General features: G+C 64.9%; 13 protein-coding genes. 11 read left to right on the top strand and 2 right to left on the bottom strand.

The annotated features are described in order from the left end of the window. Positions 1 to 133 precede the first annotated feature (133 nt). Together MRBLMA1_RS09675 and MRBLMA1_RS09670 are read left to right on the top strand one after the other, a co-directional pair. Complete coding sequence (locus MRBLMA1_RS09675; protein WP_363736412.1) at positions 134 to 931, top strand: enoyl-CoA hydratase-related protein; 798 nt, start codon at positions 134 to 136, stop codon at positions 929 to 931. Further along, positions 928 to 1,710 carry an SDR family NAD(P)-dependent oxidoreductase gene (locus tag MRBLMA1_RS09670; protein WP_363736411.1) on the top strand — a complete coding sequence of 261 codons (783 nt, stop codon included), beginning with the start codon at positions 928 to 930 and terminating at the stop codon, positions 1,708 to 1,710. Before MRBLMA1_RS09675 ends, MRBLMA1_RS09670 begins: the two co-directional genes overlap by 4 nt. Positions 1,711 to 1,784: 74 nt before the next feature. On the opposite strand, the gene MRBLMA1_RS09665 is transcribed toward MRBLMA1_RS09670, so the two are convergent. Then, a complete protein-coding gene (locus MRBLMA1_RS09665) occupies positions 1,785 to 2,471 on the bottom strand; it encodes an SDR family NAD(P)-dependent oxidoreductase (protein ID WP_363736410.1) in 687 nt (228 codons plus the stop codon). Between the two features lie 133 nt (positions 2,472 to 2,604). Between MRBLMA1_RS09665 and MRBLMA1_RS09660 the strand changes: the two genes are divergently transcribed. From MRBLMA1_RS09660 to MRBLMA1_RS09630, 7 genes are read left to right on the top strand one after another with little or no spacing between them, the layout of a single operon-like run. Continuing rightward, complete coding sequence (locus MRBLMA1_RS09660) at positions 2,605 to 3,732, top strand: acyl-CoA dehydrogenase family protein (protein WP_363736409.1); 1,128 nt, start codon at positions 2,605 to 2,607, stop codon at positions 3,730 to 3,732. 12 nt (positions 3,733 to 3,744) lie between these two features. Then, positions 3,745 to 4,929: a thiolase family protein gene (locus tag MRBLMA1_RS09655; protein ID WP_363736408.1), complete on the top strand. Its 1,185-nt coding sequence runs from the start codon at positions 3,745 to 3,747 to the stop codon at positions 4,927 to 4,929. 27 nt (positions 4,930 to 4,956) lie between these two features. After that, positions 4,957 to 5,718, top strand: a complete 762-nt coding sequence (locus tag MRBLMA1_RS09650; RefSeq protein ID WP_363736407.1) for a 3-hydroxyacyl-CoA dehydrogenase — start codon at positions 4,957 to 4,959, stop codon at positions 5,716 to 5,718. Next, complete coding sequence (locus tag MRBLMA1_RS09645) at positions 5,715 to 6,518, top strand: enoyl-CoA hydratase/isomerase family protein (RefSeq protein WP_363736405.1); 804 nt, start codon at positions 5,715 to 5,717, stop codon at positions 6,516 to 6,518. Before MRBLMA1_RS09650 ends, MRBLMA1_RS09645 begins: the two co-directional genes overlap by 4 nt. Then, positions 6,515 to 7,675 carry an acetyl-CoA C-acetyltransferase gene (locus MRBLMA1_RS09640; protein WP_363736403.1) on the top strand — a complete coding sequence of 387 codons (1,161 nt, stop codon included), beginning with the start codon at positions 6,515 to 6,517 and terminating at the stop codon, positions 7,673 to 7,675. Before MRBLMA1_RS09645 ends, MRBLMA1_RS09640 begins: the two co-directional genes overlap by 4 nt. 2 nt (positions 7,676 to 7,677) lie before the next feature. Then, entirely contained in the window at positions 7,678 to 8,460 is a 783-nt protein-coding gene (locus MRBLMA1_RS09635) for an enoyl-CoA hydratase-related protein (protein WP_363736402.1), read from the top strand. Between the two features lie 23 nt (positions 8,461 to 8,483). Next, positions 8,484 to 9,458, top strand: coding sequence for an NAD(P)H-dependent flavin oxidoreductase (locus MRBLMA1_RS09630; RefSeq protein WP_363736400.1), 975 nt, complete (start codon positions 8,484 to 8,486; stop codon positions 9,456 to 9,458). A gap of 78 nt (positions 9,459 to 9,536) precedes the next feature. Here the strand turns inward: MRBLMA1_RS09630 and MRBLMA1_RS09625 are convergent, their stop codons facing one another. Continuing rightward, on the bottom strand, positions 9,537 to 10,238 hold the full coding sequence (locus MRBLMA1_RS09625) for an arylesterase (protein ID WP_363736399.1): 702 nt from the start codon (positions 10,236 to 10,238) through the stop codon (positions 9,537 to 9,539). On the opposite strand from MRBLMA1_RS09625, the gene MRBLMA1_RS09620 reads away from it, so the two are divergent. Both MRBLMA1_RS09620 and MRBLMA1_RS09615 read left to right on the top strand, forming a co-directional pair. Beyond that, positions 10,237 to 10,956, top strand: a complete 720-nt coding sequence (locus tag MRBLMA1_RS09620; protein WP_414714646.1) for an ABC transporter ATP-binding protein — start codon at positions 10,237 to 10,239, stop codon at positions 10,954 to 10,956. The two genes, MRBLMA1_RS09625 and MRBLMA1_RS09620, sit on opposite strands and share 2 nt — an antisense overlap. Further along, positions 10,953 to 13,481, top strand: coding sequence for an ABC transporter permease (locus tag MRBLMA1_RS09615; protein ID WP_363736397.1), 2,529 nt, complete (start codon positions 10,953 to 10,955; stop codon positions 13,479 to 13,481). Before MRBLMA1_RS09620 ends, MRBLMA1_RS09615 begins: the two co-directional genes overlap by 4 nt. The last annotated feature ends 1 nt before the right edge of the window (position 13,482 follow it).

The raw sequence follows: 13,482 nt of genomic DNA, 5'->3' as shown, positions 1-13,482 counted from the left end.
GTCTTCGTGCTTGGCCTATCTTCCCAAAGGGAATTGCAATTCGCTCAAACGGACGAAGCCTGGAGCAGCGAAGGATATTAGGGCGCGATCGAGGGCAGGACTGCCGCTGCCTCTATCGGTCGGAGAGAGGTGCATGAAGTTTCTGGACATTGCGACAGGCGATCGGGATGGCATCGTGCATGTGACCATGAATCGCGGCCCGGTGAATGCCGTGGACCAGGCGATGTATGTCGAGCTCGCGGAGCTGTTCAGAAATCCCGATGCGTTCTGCAAATCGGTACGGGCCATCATATTGAGCGGTGCTGGCCGGCATTTCTGCGGTGGTAACGACCTGGACGAATTCGCGTCGATGACCCCCGTGAACGCGCGCGAACGCATGTGGCGGGTACGCGAAGCCTTTTTCGCGATCATGGAATGCGCGGTCCCCGTCATAGGCGTGGTGAGGGGTGCCGCCCTGGGCACCGGGCTGGCGATCGCGGCGTCCTGCGACTTTGTACTGGCGGGTGAGGATGCGCTCTTCGGCTTGCCCGAACTGACGGTCGGCGTGATGGGCGGGGCGCGTCACCTCGCCCGCCTTGCGCCACAGCCGCTGGTCCGCCGCATGTATTTTACGGGAGAGGCGATGTCGGCGCCGGACTTCGCCGCGGCAGGCGGCGCGATCAAGGTCTGCGACGATGAAGCCGTGCTGGCCGAGGCGGAACGCCTGGCAGGACGGATCGCAGGATATAGCCCCACGGCGGTCCGGGTCAGCAAGCGCGTTCTCGATCGTATCGAGTGGATGGACGTTCAAGAGGGCTATGCGTTCGAACAATCGGCGACCGAGAGGATGAGCGGCCATCCCGATTCCAAGGAAGCCCTGGCGGCGTTCCGCGAACGGCGCGATCCGTCCTACCTTCCGCTCGACCATGATGCCGGCTGGTACGGCCTATGAGCGGGGAGCGAGCAACAGCGCTGCCGGATATGTTCCCCGCCGGCGGCGCTTTCGTGCTCGGCGGAAGCGGCGGACTGGGTTCGGCGATATGCCAGGCGTTCGCGCAAGCCGGCGTACCCGTGGCGTTCAGCTATCGCAGCGACGAGGCGGCTGCCCGACGGGTTGCGGACATGGTCGAAAGCTATGGCGTACAGGCGAGAATCTACGCCGTGGACGCCCGCGAACGGGCTGTTGTCAACGATGCGTTGAGCAGGGCGGCAGAGGACTTCGAAGGGCTTCACAGCATCATATACGCGGCCGGCCCGTCCTTTTCGCCCGAGTTCTTCGGTCGGACATCAGAGGATATGTGGCGCACCTGGCTGGAAGGCGATGTCCTGGCGGCGATCCATCTGGCGCAGGAATCGATCGTTCACTTGCGGCGCAGCCGTGGCGCTTTCCTGACTCTGAGCAGCTATCAGGGTGACATGATTGAGGTGCGGGGCGGCACCTCGGCGATATCGAAGGCGGCGCTCGATCGCATGATCGCCGTCATCGCCAAGGAGGAAGGCCGATATGGCGTCCGGGCGAACAGCCTGCGCTGCGGCTGGATTTCCAGCAAGACCAATGATCGGCTTCTGGCGGCGATGCCCGGCCTCGCGGAGAGCAAGCGCAGATCGATTCCGCTGGGACGTCTGGGACTGCCAGAAGAAATAGGCCAGACCGCGCTATTCCTTTGTTCTCGTCTGGCCGGCTTCATCACCGGCCAGACCATCACCGCCGATGGCGGGGAGGCGGTTTAGCTGTAGCGTCCGGCCATGGAAGCGGTCGGTATCAGCAAAATCGCCTGCGAAAGCTGCGCTCCCCCCAGCGGCGGTTATTCGGTTCCGCCGCGCGACACAGGAATGAGCGCGCCCGATATGCCGCGCGACGCCGGGGAGGCGAGGAACAGGATCAGGTCCGCGATTGCCGCTGGCTGCACGAATTTCGAAAAATCGGCATCGGGCATGTCGGCGCGATTGGTCGGGGTGTCGATCACGTTGGGCAATACGGCATTGACGGTGCAGGATGTGTCGGCAAGCTCGGCGGCCAGAGCTTCGGTGATCTTGTGGACGGCGGTCTTGGAGGCGGCGTAGGTCGCCATTCCGGCCGCAGCCGATGTCGCGGACATCGATCCGATGTTGATGATCCGGGCATTTGGCCGGTTGCGCAACTGGGGAAGCGCGGCCTTGGTCATGTTGAGGCAGGTCATGGCGTTCATGGAGAACATGCGGGACCAGCTTTCCATCGTGCTGTCGGCCAGCGTCTCCCAGGTGAAGCCGCCGGCCACGTTGATGAGGATGTCGGGCGGTCCCATTGTTTCGACGATCGCGTCGATCGTCTGATTGGCGCAATCGACGTCCGCCAGGTCGACGCCGCCAAAATCGACACAGCCCGCCAGAGCGGCGCGAGGCTGCGCATAATCGACGCGGGCAACGCGATCGCCATTGGCAAGCAGGGCGGCGCAGACGGCCTCGCCCAATATCCCGAACGCCCCGGTCACGACGGCAATGCGCGGCAACATTTCTTCCTCCTGGATAAATCTCCGTAAGGCCACGGCCATTGCCGCAATCCTCAATGCTGCACACGTTCAAACGGACGAACCGCGCGGCGCGATCTTCCTGCAATAGGCCTTCCGGCCATCCAGTGGAGCATATATGCTATTGAACGAAACTCAGAGCGCGATCAGGGACGCGGTGCGGGCATTCGCACAGGACCGGATCAGGCCCAACAGCTTCGCATTCGAATCGGCCAAAGCCTATCCCGACAGCCTCTTTGAAGAAATGGCGACCCTGGGCCTGATGGGCATGACCGCGCCCGAAGCCGTGGGCGGGGCAGGGGCCGACTATATATCCTATGCACTGGCGCTGATGGAGATCGCTGCGGCTGACGGCGCTCTCTCGACCATCGTCAGCATCCAGAACAGCCTGATCGTCGCGGGTTTGCTGAAGGACGGCACGCCGGCGCAGCAGGCGCGCTTCCTCCCTGACTTGATTGCCGGCCGCCTGATCGGCGCATTTGCCCTCACGGAGACCGACGCGGGTTCCGATGCGTCGGCGATCCGGACGAGGGCCACGAAGGTGGAGGGCGGCTATGTCCTCAACGGCGGGAAACAGTTCATCACGTCCGGCCGCATCGCCGGTATTGCCATGGTCTATGCCGTGACCGATCCGGCGGCGGGCAAGCGCGGCATCACCGCCTTCGTCGTGCCTACGGACAGCAAGGGATATGCGGTCGACAAGGTCGAACATAAATTGGGCCAGGCCGCGTCCGATACATGCGCGATCCGCTTCGATGATCTGTTCGTGCCCGATGACCTGCGGCTGGGTGCGGAAGGCGCGGGCTATGGCATCGCGCTGGCCAATCTGGAAGCGGGCAGGATAGGGATTGCCGCGCAGTGCATAGGCATGGCGCAGGCTGCTCTCGACATCGCGATCGGCTATGCCAAGGAACGCAAGAGTTTCGGCAAGCCGATCATCGATCATCAGGCCGTCGGTTTCAGGCTGGCCGACCTGGCGGCGAAGCTCGAGGCGGCCAGGCAGCTGGTCCTGCATGCCGCGTCGATGAAAGATGGACATCTGCCATGCCTTGCCGAGGCGTCGATGGCGAAACTGGTCGCGTCGGAGACCGCCGAAACCGTCGTTTCCGGTGCGCTCCAGACCCTGGGCGGCTACGGCTATCTTGAGGAATTCGGCGTCGCAAAAATCTATCGCGATGTCCGCGTATGCCAGATTTACGAGGGAACGTCCGATATTCAGCGGATGGTCATCGCCCGCTCACTCTAGGAGGTACAAAACATGACCGACGACCCCGTCGTGATCCTTGGCTATGCGCGCACGCCGATGGGCGGCTTCCAGGGCGCGTTGTCCGGGATGAAGGCCACGGAACTGGGCGCTGCCGCGATCAGGGCTGCGGTCGAGCGATCCGGCATGGAGCGCTCCATGATCGATCGGGTCTATATGGGCTGCGTCCTTCCCGCGGGCCTGGGGCAGGCTCCGGCGCGCCAGGCGGCGCTTGGCGCCGGATTGCCCCAGTCAGCGGAGGCGACGACAGTCAACAAGATGTGCGGCTCAGGCATGCAGGCGGTCATCATGGCGGCGGAGGCGCTTGCTTCGGGCGCAGCGGCAGCGATTGTCGCGGGCGGCATGGAAAGCATGAGCAACGCGCCCTATGCGCTGCCAAAACATCGCGCCGGTGCGCGCATCGGTCATGATCGCGTCATTGACACGATGATGATGGACGGCCTTGAGGACGCCTATGCGCCGGGCAAGCCCATGGGCGCCTTTGCGGAGGACGCCGTCCGCGAATATCAGTTTTCGCGTGCCGAGCAGGACGAATATGCGCTGCGTTCGCTCAGCCGCGCGACCGATGCCATCGCAAGCGGCGCTTTCGCGCATGAGATCGAGCCCGTCCGCGTGCCCGGCCGGGGCGGCGACGTCATTGTCGATACGGACGAACAGCCCGGCAAGGCACGGCCCGACAAGATTCCTTCGCTGAAGCCCGCATTTCTGGAAGGCGGGACAATTACCGCCGCCAATGCTTCATCCATTTCGGACGGTGCCGCTGCCCTTTTGCTGACGCGCGACAGTGTCGCGCGTCAGCACGGCCTGCCGGTGATCGCCAGGATCGTCGCGACCGCCGCGCATGCCCACGATCCTGCAAAGTTCACCACGGCCCCGGTCCCGGCGATCCGCAAGCTGCTGGAGAAAACGGGCTGGTCCATCGGGGACGTCGATCTGTTCGAGATCAACGAAGCCTTCGCGGTCGTCGCCATGATCGCCGCCAGGGATCTTTCCATTCCCGCAGACAAGCTGAACGTGAACGGCGGCGCGACTGCCCTCGGCCATCCAATCGGCGCATCGGGTGCCCGCATATTGGCGACGCTGCTCGCAGCATTGCAGAATCGCGGGTTGAAGCGTGGCATAGCTTCGTTGTGCATCGGTGGCGGTGAAGCTACCGCGATCGCCGTCGAACTGATGTGACCCGAAGCAGATTGAAGGAGTAGGAATATGGATATCAGGAACATGCCGGCGATTGTCACTGGCGGCGCTTCGGGCCTCGGCAATGCGACGGCCCGCATGCTGGCAGCAGCAGGCGCGAAGGTCGCCATTTTCGATCTGAATGAGGAGGTCGGCGAGAAAGCGGCGCAGGAACTGGGCGGCGCCTTCTTCAAGGTCAACGTGGCCGAGGACGAAAGCGTCGCCGAAGGGCTGCGCCGGGCTGCCGAGAAGCATGGCACGGCGCGCATCCTGGTCAATTGCGCGGGCATCGCGCCCGCGGTGAAGACCGTCGGCAAGGAAAATGTGCCGCACGCGCTGGATATCTATCGCCGGACGATCGAAGTGAACCTGATCGGCACCTTCAACATGATCTCGAAATTTGCCGCGCAGCTTGCCGCCGCGGAGGAAATCGAGGGCGAGCGCGGCGTGATCGTCAACACGGCGTCGGTTGCGGCCTTTGACGGGCAGATCGGGCAAGCCGCCTATTCGTCGTCCAAGGGCGGCGTTGTTGGCATGACCCTTCCGGTGGCGCGCGATCTCGCCCAGTTCAAGATCCGCGTGATGACGATTGCCCCCGGCATCTTCCTGACGCCGATGCTGGAAGCCTTTCCGCAGAATGTCCAGGATGCCCTGGGCGCGCAGGTGCCCCATCCCAGCCGGCTCGGCAAACCTTCCGAATATGCGCAGCTCGTCGAAAGCATCATCCGCAATCCGATGCTCAATGGCGAAGTCATCCGGCTGGATGGCGCCATCCGCATGGCCCCGCGATGACCGAGACGCACAATGGCCTGCGGGTCGAGCGGGACGGCGCCGTCATGCGCCTCACACTCGACCGGCCGGCGGTCGGCAACGCCATCGATATCCCGATGGCGCGCGCCTTCATGGATGCGGCCATCCTCTGTGATGAGGAGGACGGCGTGCGATGCGTTTTGATCAGCGGGGCAGGCCGGCTGTTCTGCGCCGGCGGCGATGTGGCCGCATTTCACGGGGCGGGCGATGCGCTGCCATCATTCCTGAAGGAAATTACCGCCTATCTGCATTCGGGCATCGCCCGGCTTGCGCGCATGGACAAGCCGGTCGTGACCGCCATCAATGGTCCCGTGGCGGGTGCGGGCGTCGGCCTTGCCCTTCTGGGCGACATTGTCCTGGCGGAGCCCGCAGCGCACATCACCCTGGCCTACACCGCGATCGGCATGGTGCCCGACGGGGGCACGACCTGGCTTCTTCCTCGGCTGGTCGGCCTGCGAAAGGCGCAGGAAATGATGCTGCGCAACCCCAGGATCTCGGCGGAGAATGCCGCGGCGATGAACCTCATCACCCGCGTGGTCGCGGAAGGAACCCTGGCGACTGAGGCCGATGCCATTGCGCAGGAGCTGAGCAATGCCGCGACGGGCGCGATCGGCGCGACGCGCGCGCTGCTGCTCGATGCCTTCACGCGACCTCTGGAAACCCAGATGGAACTGGAAAGCCGCGCGATCGCCGCCCGCGCCCGGACGTTCGAAGGCCGAGAAGGCATTGCCGCGTTCGTCGAAAAACGTCCGCCGAATTTCCATCAGGAGAATAGTAAATGACCGATGCCTTCATTGTCGCAGCGGCGCGAACCGCAGGAGGGCGCCGAAAGGGTGCCTTGGCGGGCGTGCATCCCGCCGATCTGGGCGGCATGGTGCTGGACGCGTTGGTGGAGCGGTCCGGCATTGATCCCGCCGCGATAGAGGATGTGATCGCCGGATGCGTCAGCCAGGCCGGCGAGCAGTCTTTCGCCCTCGGCCGCAACATGGTGCTGGCGTCCGGCCTGCCCGACAGCGTGCCTGCCGTCACGATCGACCGGCAATGCGGCTCCTCCCAACAGGCGCTGCATTTCGCGGCGCAGGCCGTGATGTCAGGCACGCAGGACCTGCTCATCGCCGCTGGTGTCGAGAGCATGACCCGCGTGCCGATGGGATCGAATTATACGCTGCATGCCCAGGCCGGAATGGGCCAGGGGCCCTGGAGCCGCCGGATCCTGGACCGTTACGGCGTATCCGAATTCAGCCAGTTTCATGGGGCCCAGGCGATAGCCGACAAATATGGCTTCAGTCGGGAGGATATGGATCGCTACGCGCTGGAGAGCCACAGGCGGGCGGCAGACGCGATCAATGCTGGCCTCTTCCGCGAAGAGATCGTGCCCGTGCATGTCGATGGCACGATTTTCGACACGGATGAAGGCGTGCGCTTCGATGCCTCGCCAGAGGGCATGGCCGGGGTGAAGCCGATCATCGAGGGCGGCGCCATCACGGCGGCGAACGCCAGCCAGATGACCGATGGCGCATCGGGGGTTCTGGTGGCGAGCGCGCAGGCGGTGAAGGACCATGGGTTGACCCCTATTGCGCGTATTCATTCCCTGGCGGTCACTGCCGGGGACCCGGTCATCATGCTGGAGGAACCTATTCCCGCGACGCGCAAGGCCCTGGCCAGGGCAGGCATGAAGCTGGAGGATATCGATCTCTTTGAAGTGAACGAAGCATTTGCTTCCATTCCCATGGCCTGGCTCAAGGCGCTGGGCGCCGATCCCGCGAAACTCAATGCCAGGGGTGGCGCGATTGCGCTGGGCCATCCGCTTGGCGCCAGCGGTACCAAGCTCATGACGACGATGATCCACGCCCTGCGACAGCAGGGCAAGCGGTGGGGCCTTCAAACCATGTGCGAAGGCGGCGGCATGGCCAATGTCACCATCGTGGAGGCGTTGTGATCATGCCCCGGACTTATGAGACCATCCTGGTCGAACGACGCGACGCCGTGACGCTGCTGACATTGAACCGGCCCGATGCGCTGAATGCCCTCAACAGCCAGGTTCTGGCCGACTTCACGGATGCGTTCGCCGAATATGAACAGGATCCCGATCAGAGATGCCTGATCGTGACCGGCAGCGCGAAGGCGTTTGCCGCCGGCGCCGACATCAAGGAAATGGTCGAGAAATCCGCCGCCGATTTCTTCCTCCAGGATTTTTTCGCCGGGTGGCAAAATCATGTCGCCGCGGCGCGCAAGCCATGGTTTGCCGCTGTGGCCGGCTTCGCACTGGGCGGCGGATGCGAACTTGCGATGATGGCGGACTTCATCATTGCGGCCGACACGGCGAAATTCGGACAACCGGAAATCAAGCTGGCCGTGGCGCCTGGCATGGGCGGTTCACAGCGTCTGACACGCGCCGTGGGCAAGGCCAAGGCGATGGACATGTGCCTGACAGGCAGGATGATGGACGCGGCGGAAGCGGAAAGGGCGGGTCTGGTCACCCGTGTCGTGCCCGCCGACCAGCTCATCGACGAAGCGTTCAAGACTGCCGCGGCGATCGCGGCGATGCCGCCCATGGCCGCGATGATCAACAAGGAAATGGTCAATCTCGCCTTCGAGACGACCCTGTCCCAGGCGCTGATTACCGAGCGGCGACTTTTTCAGATCCTGACGGCGACCGAGGACAGGCTGGAAGGCATGCAGGCGTTCGTCGAAAAGCGTGCCGGCAAATGGCGCGGCCGCTGAACGGCAGGGGGTAGGGAGAATATATGCGTACACGTTTCACGGACCTGATCGGCGTTCAATATCCGATCGTGCAGGGCGGCATGATGTGGGTCGGGCGGGCCGAACTCGCCTCGGCGGTGTCGAATGCCGGTGGTTTGGGCATGCTGACGGCGCTGACGCAGCCCACGCCCGACGATCTGCGCCGCGAAATCGATCGGTGCCGGGCCATGACCGACAAGCCGTTCGGCGTGAACCTGACCATCCTGCCGTCCGTGTCCCCGCCCCCCTATGCCGAATATCGCAGGGCGATCATCGACAGCGGCGTGAAGATCGTCGAGACGGCAGGATATAAGCCGCAGGAGCATATAGACGATTTCAAGGGGAACGGGATCAAGGTCATCCACAAATGCACGGCCGTCCGTCACGCATTGTCGGCAGAACGCATGGGAGCGGACGTGATCTCGATCGACGGCTTCGAATGTGCCGGCCATCCGGGGGAGGACGACATTCCGGGCCTCATCCTGATCCCTGCCGCCGCCGACAAGGTCAGGATCCCGATGATCGCGAGCGGTGGTTTCGGCGACGGTCGCGGCCTTGTCGCCGCCCTGGCGCTCGGCGCGGAGGGGATCAACATGGGCACGCGTTTCTGCGCCACCGTGGAGGCGCCGATCCATCCGCGGATCAAGCAGTTCATCGTCGATAATGATGAGCGGTCCACCAATCTGATCTTTCGCAAATTCCACAACACCGGCCGCGTCGCAAAGAACAGCGTGTCCGACGAAGTGGTTTCGATCAGCACGCGCGAAGACGCGGTCTTTGAAGATATCCGTCCCTTGGTATCGGGCGCCAAGGGACGTACCGCACTGGAGACCGGAGACGTCGATGCCGGACTCGTCTGGGCCGGGCAGGTTCAGGGGCTGATCCGCGACATTCCGACCTGCGATGCTCTGATCGCCCGTATCGTCGCAGAGGCCGAAGCGATCATCAGGGACAGGCTCGCCGGTTATCTGCGGCCCTGACCGGCTCTGGCAGGGCGCAGAAGGGGGCGAAGAATCCGGATTGGCTTGGGTCCAATCCGGTTGCCCCCTAGTCTCTCCCTAGGCGTCCTTAAGCAAGCCCGCGACCATCGGCGCGATCTTGCCGACGATGATGGTCACCCCGGCGGGATTGGGGTGGATCGAATCGGCCTGCATCAGCTTCGGATCACCGATCACGCCATCCAGGAAGAAGGGGTAGAGCGGCAGGTCGTAATCCTTCGCCAGCCGGGGATAGATGGCATCGAACTTCGCGCCATAATCCTTGCCCATATTGGGCGCGGCCATCATGCCGGTCAGCAGCACAGGAATATGCCGCTGCTTGAGCTGGTCCAATATGGCGCGCAGATTCTTCTCGCTGTCCTCCGGCGGCAAGCCGCGCAGCATGTCGTTGCCGCCCAGGTCGAGCAGCAGCAGGTCGGGCTTGCGCGGCAGCCCGTCCAGCGTGAAGGCAAGGCGCTGCATGCCGCCCAGGGATGTTTCACCGGACACGCCCGCATTGTGGACCTGAACCGCCAGCCCCCCGGCTTTCAGCGCCTGTTCGAGGCGGAAGGGAAAGCTCTCATTCTGGGCCACGCCATAGCCGGCATAGAGGCTGTCTCCGAAGGCGACGACCAGCTTGCCGTCGGCAACCGGGGCAGCGGTGTTCCGGACCTCCGCCGTCTGTGCCGTGCCTTGGTTTCCCGTGGGCTGACCCGAACAGGCGGTGAGCAATTGCACAATCGCCATGGCGCCCACATATATCGACCATCTTCCCGCCTTCATGGGGTTCCTTTCGCTGATGCACGGCTCGTCCACCCATGTCCATATTGCGATTGAAGCGCGCAATGTCACCCTTTCGCTCGGCACCCGCGAAGCGCCGACCTTGATCTTGAAGGGCGTGGACCTGTCCATTCCCCAGGGCGAAAGCCTGGCGATCCTGGGACCGTCAGGGTCGGGCAAGTCGTCGTTGATGGCGATCCTGTCCGGGCTGGAGCGTGCCAGCGGCGGCGAGGTGCGGGTTGCCGGGATCGATTATGGTCCGCTGGATGAAGACGCGCTGGCGCGGGCAAGGCGCGGGCGCGTGGGCATCGTGTTGCAGAGCTTCCACCTGCTGCCGACGATGACGGCGGTGGAAAATGTCGCCGTGCCGCTGGAACTGGCGGGATTCACGAGCGCCTTCCCTCGCGCGGCGAGCGAATTGGAGGCTGTGGGGCTGGGGCACCGGCTGCATCACTATCCGGCCCAGCTTTCCGGCGGCGAGCAGCAGCGGGTGGCCATCGCCCGCGCCGTCGCGCCCGCGCCGGACATCATCTTCGCCGATGAACCGACCGGCAATCTGGATGGTGTGACCAGCGCCGCCATCGTCGACCTGCTGTTTGCCCGGCGGGCGGCGAACGGCGCCACGCTGGTGATCATCACCCATGATCCGGCGCTGGCGGAGCGGTGCGACCGCATCGTGGAGATGCGCGACGGGCGCATCGTCGCGGATCGGCGCCCATGACGGATTTGGGTTGGGGCGCCTGCTGGCGGATAGCGCGACGCGACCTGCATCGCGGTTTCCGGGGATTGCGGTTGCTGTTCGTCTGCCTGTTTCTGGGTGTGGCGACGCTGGCGACGATCGGCGGCCTGACCGCCGCGATCACCGGCGAGATCGCGAGCAAGGGACAGCTGCTGCTGGGCGGCGACATAGAGGTGGCGATGTCGCAACGCGAGGCGAGCGGTGCGGAGAAAGCGGCCTTCCGGCGTGACGGGGTGGTGAGCGAAACGATCAGGCTGCGCGCCATGGCGCAGCGCGCGGGAGCGCAACGGGCGGAAGGCGCGGGCCCGTCCGCCGTGCTGACCGAACTCAAGGGCGTGGACGCGGCCTATCCTCTTTACGGCGCGCTGATGCTGAAAGGCGGACGGGCCGGGCCGATGCGCGCCGGTGAACTGGTCATCGGACAGGCGCTGGCCGACCGGCTGGACGTTAGGCCGGGCGACCGCTTGCGCTATGGCACGGCGACCTTCCGCATCCGCGACATCATCTCGGACGAGCCGGACCGGGTGGGGGAGGGCTTCACCCTGGGGCCGGTCGCGCTGACGTCGATGGAGGGCATCAGGCGCACTGGACTGATCCAGCCGGGCAGCCTGTATGAGAGCAAATATCGCATCCGCATGGCGCCCGGCGTCGATGCCGGCGCCGCGGCCGACAGGTTGAAGCGCGTCTTTCCCTCTGCCGGGTTCGAGATCAAGGATCGCGACGGCGCAGCGCCGGGAACCAGCCGTTTCCTCGAACGGATGGGGCAATTCCTGTCGCTGATCGGACTTGCCGCGCTCGCCATAGCCGGGATCGGCGTCGGCAATGGTGTCGCGTCCTATCTGGCGATCAAACGGGACGGCATTGCAACGTTGAAGATCCTGGGCGCATCGTCCGCCGACATCGCCCGCATCTACCTGATGCAGGTGGGCGCGGTTGCGCTGCTTGCCATCGCGTGCGGACTGGCGACGGGCATTGTGCTGCCGCTGGCGCTGACAACGGCGATGCGGGACATATTGCCGGTGCAGCCCGGTTTTGCCGTAGCGCCCTGGCCTTTGATCAGCAGCGCGCTTTACGGGTTGCTGATCGCCTTCATCTTCACCGTTCCGCCGCTGGCGCGAGCGCGGACCCTGCCGGCTGCCGCCCTGTTCCGGGATGTGGTGGACCGGCGGCGCGGCCTGGATCGCGCGAGCATGGTTGCGGTTGGCGCGGCGGGGGCTGCGCTCGTTGCGCTGGCCCTCGGCACGGCGAAGGAGCCGTGGTTCGCGGCGGCGATGCTGGGCGCGGTCGCCGCCGTGCTGACGCTGCTGACAGGGATCGGGCTGCTGGTGCGGCGGATCGCCCGCCGCCTGCCCCCGCCACGCCGCCCGCTGGCACGGCTGGCCGTCGCCAATCTGCACAGGCCGGGCGCGCAGACTTCAGCGCTGGTGGTGGCGCTGGGCCTGGGCCTGACGCTGTTCGTGACGCTGGCGGCGATCCAGTCGAGCCTCAGCGCGGAGATACGCAACACCGTTCCCCGGACCGCGCCCGACCAGTTCGTGCTCGACATTCCGATAGCGGCCAGGGATCGGTTCCTGACGCTGGTCGGCAAGGAGGCGCCCGGCGCCAGGGTCAACATGGTGCCGACATTGAGAGGGACCATCGTCGCCTATGGCGGACGGCGGGTCGCGGACCTCAAGCAGTTGCCGGAGGGCGCCTGGTTCCTGCGCGGTGAGCGCGGCGTCACCTATAGCGAGACCTTGCCGGAGGGTTCAGAGCTGGTGAAGGGCGAATGGTGGCCGCGCGATTATGCCGGGCCGCCGCTTGTCTCGCTGGACCGTCAGGCGGCGGAGGTTATGGGCGTCGGCATTGGCGACATGCTCACCGTCTCGGTGCTGGGGCGCGAGATAGAGGCGCGCATCGCCTCCCTGCGGAAGGTCAATTGGCAGACGATGGGTTTCAATTACATCATGGTCTTCTCGCCCCATACACTGCAAAGCGCACCGCACAGCCTGTCCGCGACGATCACGATGAAGGGCGGATCGCAAGGCGTGATGACGCGCGCCTTGCTGGCGGCCTTCCCCTCCATATCCATCATCGCGGTGAGCGAGGTGGTGACGCAGGTCACTCTCCTATTGGGACAGATGTCGGCGGCGATCGTGCTGGCGGGATCGGTCGCGATCCTGGCGGGGATCGCCGTGCTGATCGGCGCTATCGCGGCTTCGCGTCAGGCGCGCGCCTATGATGGCGTGATCTTGAAGACGCTGGGCGCGACGCGCTGGCAGATATTGGGCGCACAGGGGATCGAATATGCGCTGCTGGCCGGGACCGTGGCTCTGCTGGCCCTGGCGCTGGGCCTGGCGGCGGGGTGGTTCGTGATCGTGCGGGTATTCGACTTCCACTGGGCGCCGGACTGGTTGCTGATACTCTCCACGCTGGGCGCGGGCGCAATGCTGACGCTGGGCATCGGGTTGCTGGGATCGATCCCGCTGATGTCGGTGCGGCCGGCAAGAGCGCTGCGGGCGCTGTGAG

Source organism: Sphingobium sp. LMA1-1-1.1, from assembly GCF_040676365.1.
In the GTDB taxonomy this organism is placed as follows: domain Bacteria; phylum Pseudomonadota; class Alphaproteobacteria; order Sphingomonadales; family Sphingomonadaceae; genus Sphingobium.
Note: the sequence above shows the minus strand (reverse complement) of the source record. Positions and strands in the feature narration are given on the sequence as shown.